The sequence below is a fragment of the Stygiolobus sp. CP850M genome, from assembly GCF_037389425.1.
Lineage (GTDB): Archaea > Thermoproteota > Thermoprotei_A > Sulfolobales > Sulfolobaceae > Stygiolobus.
On sequence record NZ_JBBHKR010000042.1, the window covers coordinates 124238 to 146179 of the forward strand.

Below are 21942 nucleotides of genomic sequence, written 5' to 3' on the forward strand. Positions count from 1 at the left end.
TATTTATCTACTTACACTCTTTTCAAGATCTGAGATAAGGGATTCGTATTTGGTCTTCGAGTAGAGACTTTTTCTAATTGGATCTAGGATCTCATTTAGTCTTCTCGCTGTTGCAAGCTTTAAGTCTAATGGATGTAATTTGCCTTCAGCGAAAGTTCTTTCTAGTTCTTCATAAGTCTTAAACTCTATATCTCCACCATACTTTACATCCCTTTCCACTTTCAAGGTGGCTCCCTTGTTCGCAAATATGATGTACTTATTAATTTGTAGAACTGGATTATCTTCTATAACTCCTTTAGGACAATACGCACTTCTCAGTTTAGCTTCCACTAGCTCGGGTGGGTCATGAACAAAAATCGCAGTTTCTGGTTTGGACTTACTCATCTTTATAGAAGCTAAATAGTCGTCTTCATCCATCCCTTGAACGTTCATTCTTTGACCTCCTTGAAGTCCTACTAATAAAGGAGTGTGAATTGCTACTATCTTCTTCTTGCCCAATTTATCAGCTACATCTCTGGCAAGCATGTGAGCCTTTCTCTGGTCAGTTCCTCCTAGGGCTATATCTAGGTCTTGGTAGAAAATGTCAGCAACTTGCATAGCCGGATAAATTAATTTTGAAGTGTCAAGCTCAGCTTCTTCAGCTTTTCTTCCCATTATTGTAAGAGCTCTCTTCATCCTCGCAAGGCTCGTACTCTTAGCTACTTTAATTACTAGAGCCCAATAATTCGGGTCTTTCACGAATTCTTCAGCATAAACAACTTTTACTTTACTCACGTCTACTCCGTAAGAGTTTAACACCTCTATTGCGTATTCCCCGGCTAAGCGAATTTTCTCTAAATCTCCTCCTAGCTTGTCATTTATCCATGCGTGCCACGTGGCAACTAATATTGACATATCAACGCCTGCTTCGATTAAGTCCTTTACCTTCTGTGCCCATATTAACCAACCTATGTGGAACAGCCCACTAGGTTCAAAACCTATATATCCCTTTAATCTATTTCCTTCTTCCAGTTTTTTCTTTAGTTCTTCTAGTGTTACTATTTCTTCCGTATTTATCCTTATTAGATTTAGCTTTTCGTCTACGTTCAAAGTAAGCATCCCCAAAATAAAGAGACTAAAATAAAATAAAAAATCCTATTCTTCAGTGAGTTGCTTAAGGAATAGAACGACTGGATGAGTCTTGCCCAATTTTTCAACTAAATCGTTGATTATGAAATTGAGATCTATGTCGTTTTCTATCACTTTTTCGATAAGAGCCTCCGTAAACTTATAATAATTAAAGAATTCCCTTTCATTAACCGAGTCTTCTCCCTCATCAAAAAGCCTGAAGCTGTCAATTGTTTTCTCGCTTTCTTTTATCTTTCTCATTAGAGAAGTAAGATATTCGTCCACAACTTTTTCAATACATAAAGAAGTAGTGCATAACTCCACTTTATCGATTATTGTTAAGGGCGATGGTGGCATACCTAGAGCCCGAATAATATTGTAAAAATCAACTAAAAAAGCTATTATTCTCCCATCACTTTAACGAGAACTGTTCGAGTTCTTGGCCCATCAAACTCTAATAAGATTATCCTTTGCCAAGTTCCGAGATCCAACGTTCCTCCAGTAATTGGTACTACTCTTGAATTTCCTATTATAGAAGATATCACGTGAGCATGTCCGTTATTATCAATTGTATTATGCCTGAATTCCCCCTCTGGAGGAACCAACTTTTTAGCCCATTCTATGTAATCACTCATTAATCCCCTCTCGGCTTCATTAATAGTTATTGCACAAGTTGTGTGTTTTACTATAACATAGGCTACACCTTCATTCACACCTTTTATACTCTCTTGAACTAGGTCTGTTATATCTATACTTTCAAAACGACTCTTGGTCTTTACCTGAAACTCCTTTGAAAGTATTTTCATATGCTTAATATTGCAATTCCTTTTTTATATTATATGGACTTAGAAGGTATCGCTAGGAGATTATATCCTAATGTAGAAGAAATGAGAAAGAAGATTATAGAGGAAATTGAGTTTTACAAAGGGAAAGATTATCAACTCAAAGAGCAGTTAACAGATGCTATAATAGAAGAAGTTAAAAAGTCTATAATTGCATCAAAAATAGAACCACTTCTTTCCTACCCGGTAACCGGTCTCAAGGCTGGTGAGGCGGGATTAGGCTCTAGGGGGAAAGGTGACCATATAATTCATGAAAAGATCCTGAGTTTAAGTGGCTTAAATAAATTCGAAGATGCTAGAGTTAACAAGAACGTAGTAGTCTCGATTGATGGAATACATTCCCGATTAGCATACTTCCCCTTTTTAGCAGGTTTTCACGCTACAAGAGCTGCATTAAGGGACGTTATGGTAAAAGGTGCAGAACCGATAGGAGTTCTGGTTGATATACATTTGTCTGACGACAGTGATTTGGGAATGTTATTGGATTTTGAGGCTGGAGTAATGTCGGTTACGGAGTTTTTAGGTATTCCTATTCTTGCGGGTAGTACGTTAAGGATCGGAGGAGATTTAGTTATAGGGGAAAGGATCAGTGGAGGTATAGGAGCCGTGGGTTTATTGAAGAAAGTCTTCTTTAGCAGGGATAAGATCGAAGAGGGCGACTATATAGTCATGACCGAGGGAAAAGGAGGAGGTACTATAACTACTACTGCAATTTATAATGGTTTTTATGATGTAGTAAAGGAGACCTTATCTCTCGTAGACTTAGTTACATGTAGAGTAATTAGTGAAGAATTTATCGTCAACAAGGTTCACAGTGCTACTGACATTACTAACGGTGGAATACGTGCCACGGCTTACGAGTTGCCTGAAAACTTGGGTATTGAACTTGAAAAAGAGGTTTTTATCTCGCTTATAAACCCCAAAGTTTACGAGATGCTAAACTCTTTGGGAATAGACCCTTTGGGTTTATCCATAGATTCTATTGCGATTTTCACTAAAGAGCCTGACGTGATACTGAAAAAACTTACTGAGTCTGGTATAAGAGCTGGTATAATTGGTCGTATAGTGAGGGCCGATAAGGGCAAGCTTGTCGACGAAAGGGGAAACCGATTAGAAATGGGATTTAGAGAGTCCCCTTATACTCCGATTAAAAAAATTATAGGAAATAAGACAAGTTACAGCGAGGAATTAATTAGACATAGGTTGAATGATGCGTTAAAACTCGTAAAGGAGAAGAAAGAAAATGTATTGAAAACTTTAAAAGCAAGTTAGTAATTAGGTGTATAAGCTGATGCTAATGTCGGAACAACAGCAGTTTAAATATATCGTTAGGCTTTTCGGGCAAGACGTAGATGGTACTATGAAGGTTCCTTACGCTCTTGCAATGGTTAAAGGGATAGGCTATAACACCGCAAGAGCTATTGTTAGCAAATTAGGTCTTGACAAGGACAGAAGGTTAGGAGAACTTTCTGACGAGGATATAAAGAAGATAGAGAATTATTTGACTAATAAGAAAATCCCTGAGTTACCTACATGGTTGTATAATAGAAGGAGGGATTATGAAGAAGGTGTAGATTTACATTTAGTTACTTCTGATTTGATATTTTATGTTAGGAACGATATAGAGAGGGAGAAAAAGATTAGAAGCTGGAGAGGAGTAAGGCATTCTCTAGGACTTAAGGTTAGAGGGCAGAGAACAAGGACTACGGGTAGAACTGGAACTACTGTAGGTGTGAGAAGGTCAAAGGCTGCTCAGCCTCAAGCTCAAGCTCAACCTAAAGCACAATCTTCCGGTGGTGGGGGTTCTTCAGGTGGTGGACAAGCTAAGAAGTGAGGTGGAATAGATGGGAGATCCAAGAAAAAGCAGAAGGAAGTGGGCAGGTCCGGGTCATCCTTGGATAAAGGTAAATCTAGACAGAGAACAAGTTCTAATAGGTAAGTACGGTCTAAGAAACAAGAGGGAGTTATGGTTAGCACAGACGATAATAAGAAACTTTAGACATCAGGCGAGGTCTTTATTGGGTTTACCCCCAGCTGAAAGGGCTGTAAGAGAGAAACAGTTAATTGCAAAGTTATACAGAATGGGAATATTAGATAAAGAAAATGCCACAGTTGACGACGTGTTGAGCTTAACAGAAGAGAGTTATCTGGAAAGAAGATTGCAGACAATAGTTTACAGAAAAGGTTTAGCTAGGACAATATATCAAGCTAGACAGCTTATAGTCCACGGTCATATAGCACTAGGTGGTAAGAGAGTTACGTCTCCCGGTTACATAGTTCAAAGAGGTGAAGAGGATATGATAGATTACTATCCTACTTCACCGTTTAAACAGCATCCACCAACACAAACTTCTGGAGGTGAGGTAAATGTCCAGCAGGCGTGAAATTAGGTGGGGTCAAGCAAGGATTTATGCATCACAAAATAACACAATAATAACGATAACCGACCTTACTGGGGCGGAAATAATATCTAAAGCATCTGGTGGCACTGTAGTAAAGGCCGATAGAGAAAAGCCATCACCTTATGCAGCTATGTTAGCTGCTAACAAGGCGGCAAGTGATGCATTCGAAAAGGGAATTTCTGCAATTCATATAAAAGTAAGGGCACCGGGTGGTTATGGCTCTAAAACACCTGGACCCGGAGCACAACCAGCTATAAGAGCGTTAGCTAGGGCTGGATTCATAATAGGAAGGATAGAAGATGTAACACCTTTACCCCACGATACTATAAGGAGACCAGGCGGAAGAAGAGGAAGAAGAGTATAAAAAGGAGACTACGAGTGTTTTACTATGTCTATTTCAGTACTTCGTAAAGATAATCTTTCTTTGTCGTTAATAGTCTCAGAGTATCCTCTAGAGTTTGTAAATTCCATACGCAGAGCTTCAATGCTGTTTGTACCCACAATGGCTGTAGATGAAGTATATTTTATAGAGAATACTAGCCCCCTTTACGATGAGATTTTAGCACACAGGTTAGCTATGATCCCATTTACATCTGATGAGGCTTTAGAACATTATCGTCCACCTGAAGAATGTGCGGACTGCAAGGAAAATTGTGATGGATGTTATTCTAGGGTATATTTACAAGTTGAAGTTAATGACCAAGGCTCTATGATGGTATATTCTAAAGACCTCAAATCCGAGGATCCCGCAGTAGTTCCTATAAACGACGCGATTCCTATAGTTCTGTTAGGTCCGAAGCAGAGGATATCACTTGAAGCTAAACTTAGGCTTGGATACGGTAAAGAACACATTAAGTATAGTCCGGTTTCAGTTGCTATCCTGAGGTATTATCCTAAGGTTGAAGTCTTGGATAATTGTGAAAAAGCAGTAGAAGTTTGTCCGGAAAGAGTATTTTTGACAAAGGACGGCAGGGTTGTAGTATCAAATGAGCTTGCTTGTACCTTATGTGAAGAGTGTCTTAAGTATTGTAGGGGGAAAATAGAAGTATCAGCAGTAGAAGGAAAGTACATACTTGAGATCGAGTCAACCGGCAGTTTGAAGCCAGAGAGAATTTTAATAGAGGCAAGTAAAAGCTTAATACGCAAATTAAATGAATTAAAGGGCAAGTTAGGGGTTGTATGAAAATGGCAAGCACAAACGTTATGCTAAGAAAGCTTATATACACTCTTGAAAAGCAAAAAAAGAACCTTTGGTTAGCTGTAGCTGAAGAACTCAAAGCTCCTAGTAGAAAAAGAGCTTACATTAACTTATATAAAATAAATAAGCACACGAAACCTAATGATATTGTGGTAGTACCTGGCAAAGTATTAGGTATAGGTTCACTCGATCATCCAGTTACTGTTGTAGCATTGTCCTTTTCTAAGTCAGCCAAAGAAAAAATTGAGAAAAGTGGGGGTAAAGTTATGAGTTTATATAAGGCAGTTCAGGAGTTAAAAGACTTTAAAGGTAAAACCGTGAGGTTGATGAAGCAATGAGTGAACAAGTTCAGAAGACCCAAAATGAAGTAATAGTTAATGCAGAGAACCAGATTCTAGGAAGAATGGCAACTCATATTGTGAAACTCCTTAAAGAAGGAAAGAAGGTAATAGTAGTTAATGCAGAAAAGGCAGTAATAAGCGGTCCTAGATCTAGAGTTATACAAGGTTACAGTCTCTTGTTCACTGTTAGGACTATGCAGAACCCTGCAAAGAACGGTATAAGAAGACCTAGAAATCCTGTAAATATAGTGAAGAGGACTGTAAGGGGTATGTTACCTAAGAACAGAATGGGTAGGCAATACTATAAGAACCTAATTGTGTATATAGGCGTTCCTAAGGAGTTTGAAGGTAAGCAGACGATTAGGTTCGAGGATGCTGATGTGAGCAGATTAAAGGGTAAATATATAACTGTAGCAGAATTATCTAAAGCCATAGGAGGTTATGTAAATGGCTGAGCAACAAAAGACCGTTATAATTACGTCTGCAAGAAGAAAAATGGCAAGAGCTAGGTGCTATCTAACTTCAGGTAAAGGTAGAGTCTACATTAACGATACCCCCTTGGAAATCCTACCGATAGAGGTAGTTAGAATGAAAATAATGGAGCCTTTGTTGCTAGCAGGACAAAATATAGCATCCTCGATCGATGCCAAAATATATACTAGTGGCGGAGGAGTAATGGGACAAGCGGATGCTGCTAGGATGGCTTTAGCTAAAGCTTTAGTTAAGTTTACTGGGAGCAAAGAGCTTGAGCAGATATATAAAGCCTATGATAGAACTATGTTAGCCGGCGATCCAAGGCAGACTGAGTCAGAAAAGTGGATGAGATACAGTGCGAGAAGATGGAGGCAGAAGGCATATAGGTGAAATCTTATGATTATTCCAATTAGATGTTTTACATGTGGCTCCGTAATTGCTGATAAGTGGGAGCCCTTTATAACTCGAATATCGGCAGGAGAGGAACCGGGAAAAGTGTTAGATAGTTTAGGAGTGAAAAGATATTGTTGCAGGAGAATGCTTTTATCCCATGTAGATATAATTAAGGAAGTTATACATTACACCAGGCCGATTTGAGGTGGAGAAAGTGAGTGAACAAGAAAAAGGTGGTCAATTATCTGAGGAGGAGAAGGCAGAACTTCAGAAGACAGAGAAAGGTCAATTAATCGAGCTATTAGTACCTCTAGATATGTATCTATCGTCTGGAGTTCACATAGGGACGCATACGTGCACGGCTTACATGGAGAGATTTATCTATAGAGTTAGACCGGAAGGTCTTTACGTACTAGATGTCAGGAAGATCGACGAAAGGTTAAGGATAGCAGCTAAATTCCTTGCTAAGTTTTCACCTCAAGGTATATTAGCCGTAGCGTCGAGACCTTACGCATATACTCCTACTCAGAAGTTTGCTCAAATAGTTAGAGGTAAAGCTATAGTAGGTAGATTCCCGCCAGGCACTTTAACTAATCCATACTTATCTAACTATATAGAGCCAGAAGTTTTGGTTGTAACAGATCCGAGAACTGATTTGCAAGCTATTAAAGAAGCTTCAAAGGTAGGCATCCCCATTGTAGCCTTCTCAGACACGGATGCGAAGGTAGACTTCATAGACGTAGTTATACCTGCAAATAACAAGGGTAGGAAGTCGCTAGCATTACTTTATTGGGCTTTGGCTAGGCAAGTATTAAGAGAGAGGAAGGAGATACCAGCTGACGGCGATATACCAGCAAGGGTCGAAGACTTTGAGACGAGGCTGGCGGAATGATAAGAATACCAGCAGTTGCTGGTGCATTTTATGATGCAGATCCCGAGAAACTAAAGGAACAGATTAAGGAATGTTTTTTACATCCTTTGGGCCCTGGAGAATTACCCTCAATTCCTAAAGAAAAACCTCAGAGAAGAGATAATTTATTTTTCATAGTCCCACATGCAGGTTACATGTACAGTGGACCGGTCGCAGCCCATTCCTATTACTATTTAGCACAAGAGGGTAAACCGGACACAGTCATTATACTAGGCCCCAATCACACGGGCTTAGGTTCTTTTGTATCAGTTTGGCTTAAGGGAAAGTGGAGGACTCCTTTAGGTGAAGTTGAAATAGACGAGGATATTGCTATGGAATTAGTGAGGCTAACGGGTATTGTTGATATAGATGAGAAGGCCCATTTGTACGAGCATTCTGTGGAAGTTCAGGTTCCTTTTCTCCAATATTTGTTCGGTTCAGAATTTAAAATAGTTCCGATAGTTATAATGATGCAAACACCCGATGTTGCGGAAATGTTAGCAGATGGTATATACAAGATTATGAAGATATATGAGAAAAAGAAGGATATTGTAGTGATTGCAAGTAGTGACCTGAATCACTATGAGCCCCATGATAAGACGATCGAAAAGGACAATATGGCAATAACTGAAATTGAGAAACTTGATTATAAAGGTCTTTTCAAAGTCGTCGAAGAGAAAGACGTTACCGCTTGTGGTTATGGGCCGATAATGACTGTGTTATTACTAGCCAAAAAATTCGGTAAGAAACCGTATGTGTTGAAACACGCAACTTCCGGTGATACTTCTGGGGATAAATCAGCAGTAGTAGGTTACTTATCAGTGAGGTTCGGTGATTAGTCTTCCTATACCCCTTTTCGGAATACCCCTTAAGGGTATAAATAATCCCATCCTAGTTGCGTTCTCTGAATTTGACGTGAACGTAACAAAAGATGGTAAGATGAAACTACCAGAGAAATTTTACGATTTATTCGAAGAGGCTACAGGGTTTAAGTGTAATATATCCTTAGCATTTGATAAACATGTTCCCTACTCTTCCTCATACATATACTTGTCGGACTTGTATTTTAGAAGGAGTGTAAAAGAATGTGAGATACCGATATCAGAGGAAGAGATACAAGACACGTTATTAATGATAGACGACGCTCTTTTTGACTCGGAACTGATCAGAGCTCTTAGGTATGCGTTTAAGGTAGGTGTTCCCGTTCTGTATAGAGATGAAGAGGAGCCCATAAGGCTATCGTTACCTAACTTCACCTCTACTTATCTCTTCAGTTATCCCATAGACCTTTCCTCTGTGCGTTATATAGATAACTCTTTAGTTCATCTAATAGGGATGATTCCATTAGATTTTGTAGAGACCAGAGATCTTAATTTACTATATGTCGAGAACGGTTTGTGGGAGTCTCTATATGGAATTCCATTTGTGACCAGAAAGGATTGGAAATTAATATGGGATTTAAATTATGTTACAGCAATAGAGGTAAGGGGTGCCTAAGATTACAATCAGCAACAGGAAAATAGAGCACGTTGAGATCTGCCTTTATGAGAAAGTTGAAGGATACACTTCTACACTACTGGAAAACGTGAGGCTAGTTCATCAATCATTGCCTGGTTTCTCGCTCTCTGATGTGGATACGTCAGTAATGTTTTTGAAAAAGAGGATGTCAGCACCAATAATCGTCACTGGAATGACTGGAGGAACCCCAGAGTTGGGGAGGCTAAACGGGCTCATTGCCGAGGTTGTTGAGGAGTTCGGCTTAGGAATGGGAGTTGGAAGTCAGAGAATAGCTATTGAGAAGAAGGAAACTAGAGAGACTTTCTCTATCGCAAGAAAACTGGCACCAAGTGCCCCTATTATTGCTAATATTGGGGCTCCTCAACTGATGAAAGGTTATGGTATAAAGGAAATAGAGGAAGCTGTCAATATGATAGAGGCTGACGCAATAGCGATACATCTTAACCCTGCACAAGAGGTTTTTCAACCTGAGGGAGAGCCTGACTATTCTATGGAAATTCTACATAAATTAAAGGATATTTCACATAATTTAGGAGTTCCGATAATAATAAAAGAGACTGGTTCTGGGCTTTCAATGGAAGTTGTATCGTTATTTTACTCTAACGGTTTTAGGTATTTCGATGTGTCAGGACAAGGAGGTACAAGTTGGATTTCAGTCGAAATGTTCAGAGGTGAAAGAAAAAACAACTGGAAGACTGAAAGTGCTAGACTTTTTTCCGATTGGGGGAATCCTACAGCTGCATCAATTGTAGAGACCAGAATTAGCGCTCCAGATGCCTATATAATAGGTAGTGGGGGAATAAGAAACGGCCTGGATGTAGCTAAAGCAATAGCCTTAGGTGCAGATATAGGAGGATTTGCATTACCAGTACTGAAAGCTGTTATGAGCGGAAAGGATTCCTTGAGAGAATTTCTGAAAAAGACTATTTTTGAAATAAAGGCAGCAATGTTTCTAAGTGGCTCTAAGACAGTCTCCGATTTAGCTAAAGCTCCTCTAGTTATAACGGGTGAGCTAAAAGATTGGCTTGAGTCAAGAGGGATAAGCTTATCTACTTTAGAGAGTGTTAGAAAGAGAAGAACATGATTGATGCGTACTTCAATGAGATTCTGAAGGATATTAACGCTACGATAGCTAATTACATTAAAGGCAATGTCAAAGAGTTATACGAAGCGTCCTACTATCTCTTTCAAGCTGGAGGAAAGAGATTAAGACCGTTAATGTTAGTCGCTTCTTCTGATCTCGTCGGTGGTGAAAGGAGACGAGCGATTTTAGCTGGCTCTGCCGTAGAAGTATTGCACACTTTCACGCTTATCCACGATGACATAATGGATCAGGACACGCTAAGAAGGGGGATGCCTACCGTTCATGTAAAATACGGAGTACCTATGGCAATCCTTGCTGGAGACTTATTACACGCTAAGGCTTTTCAAATTCTTAACGACGCTCTCTCGGGAATGGAGACAAATCTGATAACCAAAGCTTTCCGCATTTTCACCGACGCTATTCTGGTAATCTCTGAGGGACAAGCCCTTGATATGCAATTCGAAGATAGAAAGAGCATAAGTGAAGGAGAATACCTAGATATGATTAACAGAAAGACCGCTAAACTGTTCTCAGCGTCTACAGCTCTAGGTGCATTGATAGGAAAGGCAACCGATAACGTTGTAAAGAAACTGGAAGACTTCGGGTTATTACTGGGAATATCATTTCAAATTGTTGATGATATACTAGGTCTTACAGCAAACGAAGAAGAATTGGGTAAACCATTATACAGTGACATTAGGGAGGGCAAGAAAACTATTCTTGTAATAAAGGCGTTAGAAATGGCTAGTGAGGAAGAAAAGCGAATAATTCTACAAAACTTAGGGAATAGGAACGCCTCTAAGGAGGAGTTAAAGCAAACTGCGGATATTATAAAGAAATACTCTCTGAATTATGCTTATGAATTAGCCGATAAATACTATAAACAAGCACTAGACAAATTAGATTCAATAGAATGGAAAAACGAATTAGCGGGAAAGGCTTTAAAATATATAGCTGAATTTACCGTAAAAAGGAGAAAGTAATGGAATACACAGAAAGGTCGTTTTTTCCGATAATACTTTCAATAGTAGTAGCTTTTCTAATTACCATTATATCAACTAAGTGGGTTATTGAGGAATCCAAAAAGAAGGGTTTTGTAGGAAAAGATATTAATAAACCTAATAAGAACGAGGTACCAGTTTTGGGAGGAATTGGAATAGTAGCGGGTTTCGTAGCAGGCTCTTTTACATACTTAGTTAGTGATATAGACTTTTTGAGCTCTGTTGCAGAAGTAGATAGGACAGTAGTTTCAGTATTAATATCCTCGCTGGTTATAGGATTTTTAGGATTGGTAGATGATATATTTAATTTAAGGCAGTCTGTAAGGGCTTTCTTACCAGTTTTCGCCTCGATTCCATTAGCAATATACAGTATCGGGCACACAAAAATATCAATACCCTTTTTAGGAATAGTTGACTTCGGGGTTTTATTTTACGTGTTAATTCTACCGGCTACACTAACAATAACCTCAAACGCTTTCAACATGTTAGAGGGTCTTAATGGATTAGGTGCAGGAATGGGTCTTATAATGGCATCAGCATTAGCATATATCGGTCTCAGATCAAACGGTCCTTCTTTTCACTCAGGAGTATTGGCATTAATTATGGTATTTGTACTTCTAGGGTTTCTCATCTTCAATATGTACCCGGCTAAAGTATTCCCGGGAAATATCGGAACTTATTTCATAGGCTCCGTAATCGGTTCAATAGGCATCGCGGGTTTTATGTATACGGCATTATTCTTCTTATATATACCATATGTGTTTGAATTCATACTCAAAGCTAGAACCAAATTTAAGGGAGTATCCTTTGGAAAAATTTCCCATGAAGGTTATTTATACTGGGACGGTACACCTAATTCCCTTACGCATGTAGTTATGAAAATGGGAAAATTTAAGGAATATCAAGTGGTTGTAATATTATGGATTATTGAACTGGTATTTGCTATATTAGCAATAGTGTTTCAAACGACAGTGATCAGGATATGAAGTATTGCAGTTTGCTTAAGTGTTCTTTAACTCAATAGGTAGTTTAAGTTAATGATAATTTTTAGGGTGTTAAGTAAGTACCTTAGTCTATTAGAGCTCCATCAGAACAATTAATTTAAGTGTTTGTTCTGCTTGAGACTCGGAACTAAACTCTTTTATACTCTAAGGAAGATCATAATAATTGCCGGGGTCGCCTAGCATGGTAGGGCGGCGGCCTGCTAATTTGGTGGGTTGAAAGCCGCTGGGGTTACTCCCCGCGCGGGTTCAAGTCCCGCCCCCGGCGCTATTTTTGGGTTCTTTTAACTCATGATTTTTGACAATTATCAAAACTTTTTACTTACTTAAGGTAGTTTATTTTATGCATGCGGCTGTTCTCTTCAATTACAAGGAGCCGTTAACAATTCAAGATATTCAGATAGACGAACCTAAAGATAACGAGGTCTTAGTACAAATTACAGCTACCGGTCTGTGTCATTCTGACGTTAATGTATTTGTAGGTGCTACACCAGTCCCACCTCCAGTAGTGGCAGGTCATGAAATAACCGGAGTAGTCAAGAAAGTGGGAAGAGGTGTTACGAGGGTGAAGGAGGGTGATAGAGTAGTTTCAGCTTTCATTCACCCGTGCGGAAAATGCAGAAATTGTATATCAGGAAAGGAGAACCTCTGTGAAACACAAGCCTCAGTCAGGCTTAAGGGAGTCATGTTTGACGGCACTACGAGATTAAAGTTGAAGGACGGTAGAGAAGTTCGCACATTCTTAGGTGGGGGTTTTGCCGAATATGCGATAGTTCATGAGAACGCGTTAACGGTTGTCCCTAACGATATACCTCTTGAAAAGGCGGCACCTCTCGGGTGTGCTGGAATAACTGCTTATGGTGCCGTAAATAACGCGAAAATCGAGCCCGGGGAGACAGTAGCTGTAGTTGGAGTTGGTGGCGTAGGTCTTTCAGTGATACAATTTCTGAAGGCAAGCGGAGCTGGAAGAATAATTGCATTAGGTACGAAGAAATGGAAGCTTGAAAAAGCCACGGAGTTAGGAGCTACTGATGTTATTAATACTAAAGAATCTGATCCAGTAAAGACCTTAAAACAGATTACGAACGGAGGACCTGATGTAGTTATTGAAGCTGCGGGGACTCAGGAGACTATTCAAATGGCTGTAGACGGAGTGAGGATAGGTGGAAGAGTTGTCTTAGTTGGACTACCTCCAGTTTCAGCACAAATTCCCTTAAGGATTGCTTCTATAGTTAGAGGTGGAATTACGATTATAGGTAATTACGGTGGTAGGCCTAGAGTAGATATGCCTAGGTTACTGGAGCTAGTAAGGTTAGGGAAGTATGATCCTAGCAAACTGGTAACTGGTAAGTTCAAGTTAGAAGAGATTAATGAAGCTGTGAAGGTATTAGAAGAGGGCGAAGCTATAAGGAGTTTAATTGTGCCATGACGATTTCCGCTGCTATTTTCGACCTTGATGGAACTCTTGCTAATACTGCCTTAATTCATAAAGAGGCATGGGAGATAGGGCTAAAAACGTTAGGAATTGTTACGAATGTAAAAATCGAATATTTGCTAGGGAGAAAGACGTCAGATATAGCTAAATTGCTTGCAGGTGAAAGATGGAAGGAACTAGTTGAAGTAAAAAATAAGGAGTATCTACAACTAGTAGAGACAAAAGCGGAAGCTACGAAATGCGCTAAACAAGTTATTTCTTATTTGATTCAAAAATCTGTTAAAATAGCTGTTGTTACTTCATCTAACAGAATCTCAGCTACGAAAGTCCTAAGTAAAATAGGCGTAAATTATGATGTTTTAGTCACGTCTGATGATGTAGTGAAAGGAAAACCTGATCCAGAGCCGATAGTAACCGCACTAAATAGTCTTGGTGTCATGCCACATGAAAGTATCGGAGTAGGGGATACTGAGGTAGATGTAGAGGCTTATTATAATTCACGGCTTTCTCGTATATTTCTCGTGAAGTCTGGCGTACCTTTTAGCGAGGAGAAGGTCAGGTCTAAAAACGCGATAATAATAGATTCTTTGTGTGAGCTGTTTGAGTTAATTTCTTAATCTTAACAGATAAATTAATAGATGGTCGGGGAGGGTGGGGGGTCTAGCCAACCCCTGTAACCCGCATGGCTTAATGCGGGCACCAGTAACTCCCATACCATAATACCTGTTACCTCCAGATCCTAGCCTAACGATGAGTGCCGCCCGATGGGGCGAGATAGTTGCGGGTCTTCCCTCTGGAGGGAGGGAAGATACCGCATTGACCGGGGGAATCGGCCAGGTCCGGAAGGGAGCAACCGTGTCCGGCTATCCGCGTTCATCGGTCACCGGCATGAGAAGGGCTAGGGAAAGTCTGGGGTGATAAGGGTTATGGTATGGGAGAGCCGACCGCTACAGCTTATTTTCCTTAACTATTTTATCTTTATTATTATTAGAAAAATAACAAATTATTTTGAATTAAACTTAGTTAATTTAAACTTAGGGGGGTTTTTACATAGTTAATTTATAAAGTACAATCATTATAAAAATAGTTGGAGTGACGTATATGGGTCTGAGGAATTTAGTTGTTGCACTTTTCCAGTTAGACAAGGATTGGACTACAAGAATAGTAATGGGAATGTTAGTAATGGGTGTAATATGGGGATTGTTAGGTGTAATAGACTCTTTAGCGGTTAGAATGCAAGAGACTATGTGGACTACTTACGGTCTGTTACCATTATCTCCACAAGAATACTACGCAAGCATAACATTACATGCTGAAAGGGATCTGTTCGGATTTGCACAACAAGTAATTTACGCAATCATCATATACTTTACAATCAAACTATTAAATCTACAGCCTAGAGCAAAGTGGCTGCTAAACGTGGCATTCATAGCGCTTAATATATCTATGATGTTCATGGAAGGCCCTATTTTATTAGTAAACCAACAAGGATTCGACAACTACTTCTCCGCTGGTTCTTGGTACTACTTATCTCCTATAGGTATACCCGGTTATTCTCTCTATGTAATTAGTCCGCTCTTTTTCATAGGATGGTTACTAAACGACGCATTCGTGTATCTTGGAGGAATATGGATCATTTATCACTATTACCTAGCATCAAAGCAAAGTAAAGAGAAATTACCAGTTCCGCTAGTATTCTTCCTGATGATTATATTACTATTCATGATAGGTTACTCTGGGGTAACTGTAGCTAATGTTTGGGATATACTAGCGTTTGCTGGTCTTGTAGGCTTAAATGCAATTGCAAATCAAATTGCATTCTGGATATTTGGCCATGCTGTAGTTTACATGGCATGGCTTCCAGCAGTAGCTGCAATGTACCTATTAATACCTACACTAGCTAACAAGCCTTTATATAGCGATAGAATGGCCAGAGTGGCCGCAGTACTATACTTAATATTCTCTAACAACATCCCAATTCATCACTTATACATGGTTAACTTGCCGATTGTTCTTAAAGTACTTCAGGAGATATTAACTTATGCAGTAACTGTACCTACCTTTATGACATTCCTTAACCTCTTTGCTACTGTAAAGGGTGCTGATGTGAAGTGGAACGTGATAACTGCCTTTACAGTAGCTGGCTGGGCTGGCTCGATATTTGCTGGTGTAACTGGAATCTCTAATGCTACAATTTCAGTTGACGCGATAATTCACAATACGGATTGGGTAGTAGGTCACTTCCATGCAATGATTTTGTTGGGTATAGTACCAGAGGCTATGGCAGTCCTATATTTTATGTTGCCAATGATGACCGGTAGGTCTTGGTATTCTATTAAAGCTGCATGGATTCATTTCTGGGGTTATTTAATAGGTTCAATATTGTTTATCATAGGCTTAGAACTTGAAGGTCTAGATGGCGTAGTAAGAAGAGCTGAGATAATACCCAGAGTCCCATACTTAACTGATGCTGTGAACTTAGCTACTGCTGGTGCTCTTATAGCTGAGTTAGCTACTTTAGTATGGTTCCTGAACCTCGTAATGACATTGGTTAAAGGAAAATTGTTGAGGGCTGAAGGCTTAGGCTTAGGTCAGCTGATCAACACTGTAGCAATGCAACTAGATTGGTCTAATACCGGCATAAGTTTAAAAAGTCTTGAAAATACATTAAATATGAGATTTATGAGAAAAGCTTTATCAACGTGGTGGGGTCTTGCACTATTAGGAGGAATATTGATCATAATAAGTGCTATACCCCTTCTGCTTGTCGGTGATGCATCAGAAGCATCTAACCCATTAGAATGGGCTTGGATTTCTTTATTAACACTTGGTGTCATTTTAGCTGGTGTCAGCTCATTAAAGGCAGCTAACACAGTTTAAAGGGAATAGTTACTTTTTTATTATATGAAGTTTATTTTAAAAGTTGTAAAAATTGGGGTGATTAAATGGTTAGTAAAGAACAATACGAGTGGATTTGGACTGGATTTGCTATTGTGCTTCTCGCAATAGTTGTAGTTACCACGTTACCTCAAGTTTTTACAGTAGGTGGAGATGCAGCAGTAGTAACTCATGATATTCCGAGTAAAATTCATCCCTCTGTTGTTACCACAACCGTAAATGCAATGCAATACGTATTTACTGTCAGCGAGCACGGGGGCGGTATAAACTCTGAATTAGTATTACCTAATGGTTCAACATTACCGTTCTACTATAATCTAATGGTAGTTCATCCAGGTCAATATCTTAACATGACAATGTATGCGGTTACGGGTAAGACTGCAACGGAAAACATGTATATACCGGTATACAACGCTAAATATGTAGTTGATACCCAGATTGTCCCTGGCCTAACGCAGTATGCTGTGTGGTATGCTGCAAATGTTAGCGGATATCCAATAGCTTGTGGAGCGTATGCTTTTATGAGCGGAGAATATAACGGTCCTTGGTTCTCTTATCAGGTAGGTGAAATATTAGTGATTCCACAGTCTGGTTACGCTTCTCCAGCTGCAATCCAGAGGTATATCACAGCATCAAATACTGCTCATACCAGTGCTTTGGTTGGTGATCCTTATAATCCACCAATAATAGTTGAGAACTCTCCAAACCCTGTACTTACAGTTGTCTCCGATAAATATGCTGCATTTAACGACAGTATACCTGGGCCAACGTTTGTAGTTAATGCAAATTCCACTGTAACAATGAACATAATAATTCCAACTCCATCTGGAGACCATAACTGGCTAAATAACTATTCAGTTACTGGTGTAGCTTCTCCCATTACGGACTTATACGTTGATGTGTATGCTGTATGGTGGAACGGTACTATAACTCCAGCTGCTACTCCTCAGAAGATACAGTACAATACTCCAATGACATTCACCTTCACTGCTAAGGCTCCAGCTTACGTATATGGAATAATTTATCCGGCATTCTATAATTACGATCTAGACGGAATGTCTAATTTACTTACTGGAGAAGATATGGGTTATGTTATGTCCTTATGGGGAACTGTTATTGTTGAGGGGTGAAATAAATGGTCAGTTTCTTTAAACTCTTAACTTTAGGATATGTCTTAGCTATAGCAGGGCTAGTATGGGAGATAACTGAAATAACTTTACATGCTGTTGCAGTGCCCTATGTATTGCCGTTTACTGTATCGGCGTTTATAGGGTTTATTGCCTACTATCTATTCGTTTACTTTGCTCCAGCAGATGAAAAAGAGTCTAAAGACTAAGGTAATATTTTTTCTCTGAAATTTTTCCTTATTCTTTGAATAACTTCTTTCTCTTCAATTTTCTTTAATTCGCTTATCTTTTTAATTGTTAAAGACACGTTACAAGGTTTATTCCTTACGTATTTTTCGGGACCGAGAAATGGGGAATCCGTTTCCGTCATTAGATAATCTAAGTCAATCTCTTTTACTATCTCTTGCCTGTATTTATCCCTTATTAGTACTGGAGGTACTGAAATAAGACCACCGAGATCAAGTATTCTTTTCGCGTCTCTAATGCTACCTTCATAAGCATGAATAACAAAACGAACCTTGTAAGATGGTAATAAGGCGAGCAAATCATTTATCCCTCCTCTGACGTGGATTATAGAAGTTTTTCTATGTTTTTCAACTCTCTCTAGAAAGAGAGAAAGAACCTTAATTTGGTTCTTTCTTAATTCACTATCCTTTATCCAATAATAATCAAGACCTATTTCACTTATGATTTTAGCATTGTTTGTCAGCTCCAGGCATTTCTCTATCTCATTTTCCTTATCTTTAATGAATTCTGGATGGAAACCTACAGCAGCTATAACGTTCTTATATTTCTTTTCTAGTTCTAAACTTTTAAGATTACTTTCGAGATCTACTCCTGCATTTACAATTGTTATCTCACATTCATTTACTATCGCATCTCTATCCTGATCAAATTCCTTTGAGTCTATATGAGCATGGACATCGATGTACATAAATAGACATACATAGGAGCAATAAAAATGATTTATGAAAAAGAATGTATTATAAAGAATAAAGATATTACTTCCAAGGTTCCTTAAGTACTTGTATCTTTACTACGTTTTCGTTTTCGTCGTAGATCACTCTTACTAGATCTCCTTCTTTTATCTGGAATCTTTGTCTTATTTTAGCCGGTATTGTCACCTGATAGTTGCGTGAAACTTTAACTATTTCCTCTACACTCATTTAATTTACCTCCAATTTATCATATTAGTGCACTCAATTTAAAACTTTACTATAGTGATGAAAAGTCAGATTTAAATAAGATTATTAATATTACCACAAATAAGAGTAGAATTAGTTTTGTATAATAACTCTATTTTAATAATCTCTGACATAATTTATGAATAGAAAGTATATCTGTCTTGTATTATGAGAAAAATTTTATTGTGAAAAAATATAAATACTTGCATGATAAGAATCATAAATTGTGATACAAATGTCTCAAACACATATTTCTGGTGCTCGAGTAAAGCTACCTTCAGGAAAAGATGCGGGACTAGTAGATATACTATCTTTCTGCTATGGACTATCCGAAACAGACGTACAAGTACTAGTTGCCTTGGCTAAGGCTGATGCTAAAGGGACTGAGGATCTTGAGGAAGATCTAAAGCTCTCAAAGGCTTCGATCAACAGAAGTTTAAACAAATTACTTGAAATGGGTCTTGTTATGAGGATAAAAGAACCTGGAAATAAGGCTGGGAGGCCAAGATATCTGTATAAGACAAGAGGATATAAGGAACTCAAAGAGAAAATCCTTGAAGATATAAGGAATTGTGCCGAAAGTATGGCAAAGCTCGTAGATCAGGAGTTCAGTATCTCAGAGACCTCGGAAGGTATAGTGAGTGCTCAAAATCAAGATGGATTTATAGAATCTAAGTAGCTATTTTCGAGTAATTTTACCTTCTCAGTTAGAATTCTCTGGATATTGTCCTTATCATGGATGATACCGTTAATTATCACCTTACTTACGTATCTGCCGTCTGCATAGTAAACTAAATGAGAGAAGAGTTTGTCTTGTGAAAGAGGGTAAACAAAATGACTGTCAATCAGAACCAAGTCACCAACGTACCCTTCCTTTATTAACCCTCCTTTAATTCCCAATAATCTATAGCCGTTTATTGTACTAGACCGGAATAGGTCAATTGCTTTGGTTTCCACATTCCAATACATCTGTCTCTGAAGCAATACACCGATTTTCATTTCCTGAAACATGTCTAGTGAATTATTACTTGCTGCACCGTCAGTTCCCAAGGTAATGTTAATACCATTTTTTAGCATTTCTTTAAACGGAAAGCTACCTCCGGTGGCGAGTTTCATATTCGATGTGGGACAGTAAGTAACGGTGGAACCATTTCTCTTAATAGTCTCTATTTCCCAGCTCGCTACCCAGCCTAGATGAACCATCTGAAGTTTCTGGTTAACTAATCCGAGTTTAGCTAGATACTCAACGGGAAATAATCCATTTCTCTCCTTAATAGTATAGAGTTCTTTTCTAGTTTCTGATACGTGTATATGTATCCAAGTTTGTAGCTCTTCAGCTAACTGTTTTGCAATTTTCAGAGTATTTTCCGATACAGCGTAAATGCTATGTACGTTAATTATGGGTACAAAATACTCGTTCTTTTTTAACCTCCTTTGTTTTTTATCGATCTCGTATGGGTCGAATAAACTATCTAAAAAAGTGTATCCTGCAAAAGCTCTTATCTTGTATTTCTCCGCTAGTTCCGCTACTTGATCTGGATTAAAGTACATATCTACAAAAGATGTCGTCCCATTCCCTAGCATTTCGAGAATAGCAAGCTCACTTCCAATTTTCATTAACTCTTTTGTAAATTTGGTTTTCTCAAATTCCCATATCTTGTTTAACCAATCTTCGAGTTCAGCATCATCATAATAACCTCTTAGGACTGTCATCGGGGAATGAGTATGTGAATTTACCAGACCGGGGATTGCGATATAGTCAGAGCAATCTATCTCATCTCCCTCTAATTCCCTACCGATACTTTTAATCCTACCGTTCTGAATTACTATATTCTCGTTCTTTCTTATCTCACCGGTAGGATTTACAATATACCTGCAGTTCCTTAACGTATATGTGTTATTACGAATCTCCACTCGTATTCACTTATCTTAATTTTCTCGCCTTCTACCTTTAATTCTCTTTTAAAAAGTGGGGCATACACTACGAATGTCTCGGCCTCTCCTCCCTCGAAAGCCGGATTGAAACCGTATTTTTCAGCGGCTTTAATTATGTTCTCGACGTCTTGGCTTTCTATAACTTTACCCACTAGCTCAAACGGGAAACCGTAAGCAGAGGCGGATGTTACAATAAATTTAAAACCGTCTCTTATTAACTCCCTCATATACTCCTTTTGATCTTTCCTCCATAGGGGCGAGTAAGTTTTCAGTCCAAGTTCTTCCGATATTATATTTATGTTCAGCCTTTGGTAATCCGAAAGCAATGCCCCCGTTATTATTCCCTCTATCCCTTTTACCTCTTTAGCTAATTTTAAAGCTTGTTTTAGATCGTTCAATTCCTTGTCTTTTTCTCCAGATGTATGATATTGAATTATGTCCAGACCTAACACTTCAGCTTGATATTTAGTAAACTCAACATTAGGGACTTGAAACATCCATGAATAGTCCTTTCTCGGAAGGAGAGTTATAAGACAATTTACTTCAAAACCTTTGAATACACCCCAATGAAGTGCGAAAGTACTATCCTTTCCACCGGAGAAGAGAGTACAAACTCTCATAGCTCATAACAATATATCGTGTGTTCTGTAGGCCCTAATATACCTTCAGCCGTAACTCTTCTTTTTTCAACTAGTCTTAGGTTTGGATATTGAAAATCGTTAGAGGCAACTCTTAGTCCTTTTTTACCATTCTGGATTATTAATGGTTCTAAAAGTTCGTTTGTCCTTGTTGATAGGTAAGAGACTAGTATGTCTGTTTTTGGTAGTAAGATCGGGGCTAGAGTCAACATATCTCCGCAAATTATTTCAAATTCTCTGTCGTTATTTTTATAAGCCTCTCTGCATAGTTTTCTATCGATTTCTACTCCTACAGCTAATTTTACATTAAATTCCTCCTTAGCTATTTTCAAAATCTTTCCTATTCCAGCACCTAAATCTAGGACAACGTCATCTTTACCAGCCTTTACACACCTCAACATTTCCCTAGCGACCTCGTCCGGTGTTGGGACAAACGGAACTAACACAAGTAATA

General features: G+C 38.7%; 29 protein-coding genes, 1 tRNA gene and 1 other RNA gene. 23 read left to right on the forward strand and 8 right to left on the reverse strand.

The annotated features are described in order from the left end of the window. Positions 1-3: 3 nt before the first annotated feature. The 3 genes from WIW89_RS03120 to WIW89_RS03130 are packed head-to-tail and all read right to left on the reverse strand — an operon-like array spanning position 4 to position 1913. Complete coding sequence (locus WIW89_RS03120) at positions 4-1089, reverse strand: tyrosine--tRNA ligase (protein ID WP_337719716.1); 1086 nt, start codon at positions 1087-1089, stop codon at positions 4-6. Positions 1090-1134: 45 nt separating this feature from the next. After that, the gene (locus WIW89_RS03125; protein ID WP_337719717.1) at positions 1135-1464 is read right to left on the reverse strand and encodes a hypothetical protein; all 330 of its coding nucleotides are present in this window, start codon (positions 1462-1464) and stop codon (positions 1135-1137) included. Positions 1465-1508: 44 nt separating this feature from the next. Then, positions 1509-1913 (reverse strand): secondary thiamine-phosphate synthase enzyme YjbQ, encoded by a 405-nt coding sequence (locus WIW89_RS03130; protein WP_337719718.1) that lies wholly within the window; start codon positions 1911-1913, stop codon positions 1509-1511. Between the two features lie 33 nt (positions 1914-1946). Between WIW89_RS03130 and WIW89_RS03135 the strand changes: the two genes are divergently transcribed. From WIW89_RS03135 to WIW89_RS03240, 22 genes are all read left to right on the forward strand, one after another. Then, positions 1947-3221 carry an AIR synthase-related protein gene (locus tag WIW89_RS03135; RefSeq protein ID WP_337719719.1) on the forward strand — a complete coding sequence of 425 codons (1275 nt, stop codon included), beginning with the start codon at positions 1947-1949 and terminating at the stop codon, positions 3219-3221. Positions 3222-3246: 25 nt separating this feature from the next. Continuing rightward, on the forward strand, positions 3247-3783 hold the full coding sequence (locus WIW89_RS03140; protein ID WP_337702478.1) for a 30S ribosomal protein S13: 537 nt from the start codon (positions 3247-3249) through the stop codon (positions 3781-3783). Positions 3784-3793: 10 nt separating this feature from the next. Next, positions 3794-4333: a 30S ribosomal protein S4 gene (locus WIW89_RS03145; RefSeq protein WP_156007661.1), complete on the forward strand. Its 540-nt coding sequence runs from the start codon at positions 3794-3796 to the stop codon at positions 4331-4333. Further along, positions 4317-4715: a 30S ribosomal protein S11 gene (locus tag WIW89_RS03150; RefSeq protein WP_337702442.1), complete on the forward strand. Its 399-nt coding sequence runs from the start codon at positions 4317-4319 to the stop codon at positions 4713-4715. Before WIW89_RS03145 ends, WIW89_RS03150 begins: the two co-directional genes overlap by 17 nt. 24 nt (positions 4716-4739) lie before the next feature. Next, positions 4740-5534: a DNA-directed RNA polymerase subunit D gene (locus tag WIW89_RS03155; RefSeq protein ID WP_337719720.1), complete on the forward strand. Its 795-nt coding sequence runs from the start codon at positions 4740-4742 to the stop codon at positions 5532-5534. Next, positions 5531-5887 (forward strand): 50S ribosomal protein L18e, encoded by a 357-nt coding sequence (locus WIW89_RS03160; RefSeq protein WP_156007664.1) that lies wholly within the window; start codon positions 5531-5533, stop codon positions 5885-5887. The genes WIW89_RS03155 and WIW89_RS03160 overlap by 4 nt, the downstream gene beginning before the upstream one ends. After that, positions 5884-6345, forward strand: a complete 462-nt coding sequence (locus WIW89_RS03165) for a 50S ribosomal protein L13 (protein WP_337719721.1) — start codon at positions 5884-5886, stop codon at positions 6343-6345. The genes WIW89_RS03160 and WIW89_RS03165 overlap by 4 nt, the downstream gene beginning before the upstream one ends. Further along, positions 6338-6754, forward strand: a complete 417-nt coding sequence (locus tag WIW89_RS03170) for a 30S ribosomal protein S9 (protein WP_337719722.1) — start codon at positions 6338-6340, stop codon at positions 6752-6754. Before WIW89_RS03165 ends, WIW89_RS03170 begins: the two co-directional genes overlap by 8 nt. 6 nt (positions 6755-6760) lie before the next feature. Continuing rightward, on the forward strand, positions 6761-6961 hold the full coding sequence (locus WIW89_RS03175) for a DNA-directed RNA polymerase subunit N (RefSeq protein ID WP_337719723.1): 201 nt from the start codon (positions 6761-6763) through the stop codon (positions 6959-6961). Between the two features lie 10 nt (positions 6962-6971). Then, a complete protein-coding gene (gene rpsB / locus WIW89_RS03180) occupies positions 6972-7649 on the forward strand; it encodes a 30S ribosomal protein S2 (RefSeq protein WP_337702432.1) in 678 nt (225 codons plus the stop codon). Continuing rightward, complete coding sequence (gene amrB, locus WIW89_RS03185) at positions 7646-8506, forward strand: AmmeMemoRadiSam system protein B (RefSeq protein WP_337702430.1); 861 nt, start codon at positions 7646-7648, stop codon at positions 8504-8506. The genes rpsB and amrB overlap by 4 nt, the downstream gene beginning before the upstream one ends. Continuing rightward, positions 8499-9164 (forward strand): hypothetical protein, encoded by a 666-nt coding sequence (locus tag WIW89_RS03190; RefSeq protein WP_337719724.1) that lies wholly within the window; start codon positions 8499-8501, stop codon positions 9162-9164. Before amrB ends, WIW89_RS03190 begins: the two co-directional genes overlap by 8 nt. A 1-nt stretch (position 9165) precedes the next feature. After that, complete coding sequence (gene fni / locus WIW89_RS03195; RefSeq protein ID WP_443296287.1) at positions 9166-10269, forward strand: type 2 isopentenyl-diphosphate Delta-isomerase; 1104 nt, start codon at positions 9166-9168, stop codon at positions 10267-10269. After that, a complete protein-coding gene (gene gds / locus WIW89_RS03200; protein ID WP_337719726.1) occupies positions 10266-11252 on the forward strand; it encodes a geranylgeranyl diphosphate synthase in 987 nt (328 codons plus the stop codon). The genes fni and gds overlap by 4 nt, the downstream gene beginning before the upstream one ends. After that, entirely contained in the window at positions 11252-12256 is a 1005-nt protein-coding gene (locus WIW89_RS03205; protein ID WP_337719727.1) for an MraY family glycosyltransferase, read from the forward strand. The genes gds and WIW89_RS03205 overlap by 1 nt, the downstream gene beginning before the upstream one ends. A 183-nt stretch (positions 12257-12439) precedes the next feature. Continuing rightward, a tRNA-Ser gene (locus WIW89_RS03210) sits at positions 12440-12539 on the forward strand. A gap of 75 nt (positions 12540-12614) precedes the next feature. Beyond that, positions 12615-13700 (forward strand): zinc-binding dehydrogenase, encoded by a 1086-nt coding sequence (locus tag WIW89_RS03215; protein ID WP_337719728.1) that lies wholly within the window; start codon positions 12615-12617, stop codon positions 13698-13700. After that, positions 13697-14323 carry an HAD family hydrolase gene (locus WIW89_RS03220; RefSeq protein WP_337702418.1) on the forward strand — a complete coding sequence of 209 codons (627 nt, stop codon included), beginning with the start codon at positions 13697-13699 and terminating at the stop codon, positions 14321-14323. Before WIW89_RS03215 ends, WIW89_RS03220 begins: the two co-directional genes overlap by 4 nt. A 22-nt stretch (positions 14324-14345) precedes the next feature. Then, positions 14346-14653, forward strand: an RNA gene (gene ffs, locus WIW89_RS03225) — signal recognition particle sRNA. A gap of 154 nt (positions 14654-14807) precedes the next feature. Beyond that, positions 14808-16586 carry a cbb3-type cytochrome c oxidase subunit I gene (locus WIW89_RS03230; protein WP_337719729.1) on the forward strand — a complete coding sequence of 593 codons (1779 nt, stop codon included), beginning with the start codon at positions 14808-14810 and terminating at the stop codon, positions 16584-16586. Between the two features lie 65 nt (positions 16587-16651). Beyond that, on the forward strand, positions 16652-17734 hold the full coding sequence (locus WIW89_RS03235; RefSeq protein WP_337719730.1) for an oxidase: 1083 nt from the start codon (positions 16652-16654) through the stop codon (positions 17732-17734). 5 nt (positions 17735-17739) lie between these two features. Further along, on the forward strand, positions 17740-17940 hold the full coding sequence (locus tag WIW89_RS03240; RefSeq protein ID WP_337702412.1) for a hypothetical protein: 201 nt from the start codon (positions 17740-17742) through the stop codon (positions 17938-17940). Here WIW89_RS03240 and WIW89_RS03245 read toward each other — a convergent pair. Together WIW89_RS03245 and WIW89_RS03250 are read right to left on the reverse strand one after the other, a co-directional pair. Next, positions 17937-18665: a TatD family hydrolase gene (locus WIW89_RS03245; protein WP_337719731.1), complete on the reverse strand. Its 729-nt coding sequence runs from the start codon at positions 18663-18665 to the stop codon at positions 17937-17939. The genes WIW89_RS03240 and WIW89_RS03245 overlap by 4 nt on opposite strands. 67 nt (positions 18666-18732) lie before the next feature. Continuing rightward, positions 18733-18897, reverse strand: a complete 165-nt coding sequence (locus tag WIW89_RS03250; RefSeq protein WP_337719732.1) for an AbrB/MazE/SpoVT family DNA-binding domain-containing protein — start codon at positions 18895-18897, stop codon at positions 18733-18735. 253 nt (positions 18898-19150) lie between these two features. On the opposite strand from WIW89_RS03250, the gene lrs14 reads away from it, so the two are divergent. Further along, complete coding sequence (lrs14, locus tag WIW89_RS03255; protein WP_337702476.1) at positions 19151-19594, forward strand: HTH-type transcriptional regulator Lrs14; 444 nt, start codon at positions 19151-19153, stop codon at positions 19592-19594. Here the strand turns inward: lrs14 and WIW89_RS03260 are convergent. The 3 genes from WIW89_RS03260 to WIW89_RS03270 are packed head-to-tail and all read right to left on the reverse strand — an operon-like array spanning position 19567 to position 21934. Then, a complete protein-coding gene (locus WIW89_RS03260) occupies positions 19567-20829 on the reverse strand; it encodes an amidohydrolase (RefSeq protein WP_337702408.1) in 1263 nt (420 codons plus the stop codon). The genes lrs14 and WIW89_RS03260 overlap by 28 nt on opposite strands. Continuing rightward, complete coding sequence (locus tag WIW89_RS03265) at positions 20799-21470, reverse strand: diphthine--ammonia ligase (protein WP_337719733.1); 672 nt, start codon at positions 21468-21470, stop codon at positions 20799-20801. The genes WIW89_RS03260 and WIW89_RS03265 overlap by 31 nt, the downstream gene beginning before the upstream one ends. Continuing rightward, a complete protein-coding gene (locus tag WIW89_RS03270; RefSeq protein WP_337702404.1) occupies positions 21467-21934 on the reverse strand; it encodes a class I SAM-dependent methyltransferase in 468 nt (155 codons plus the stop codon). The genes WIW89_RS03265 and WIW89_RS03270 overlap by 4 nt, the downstream gene beginning before the upstream one ends. Positions 21935-21942 lie beyond the last annotated feature (8 nt).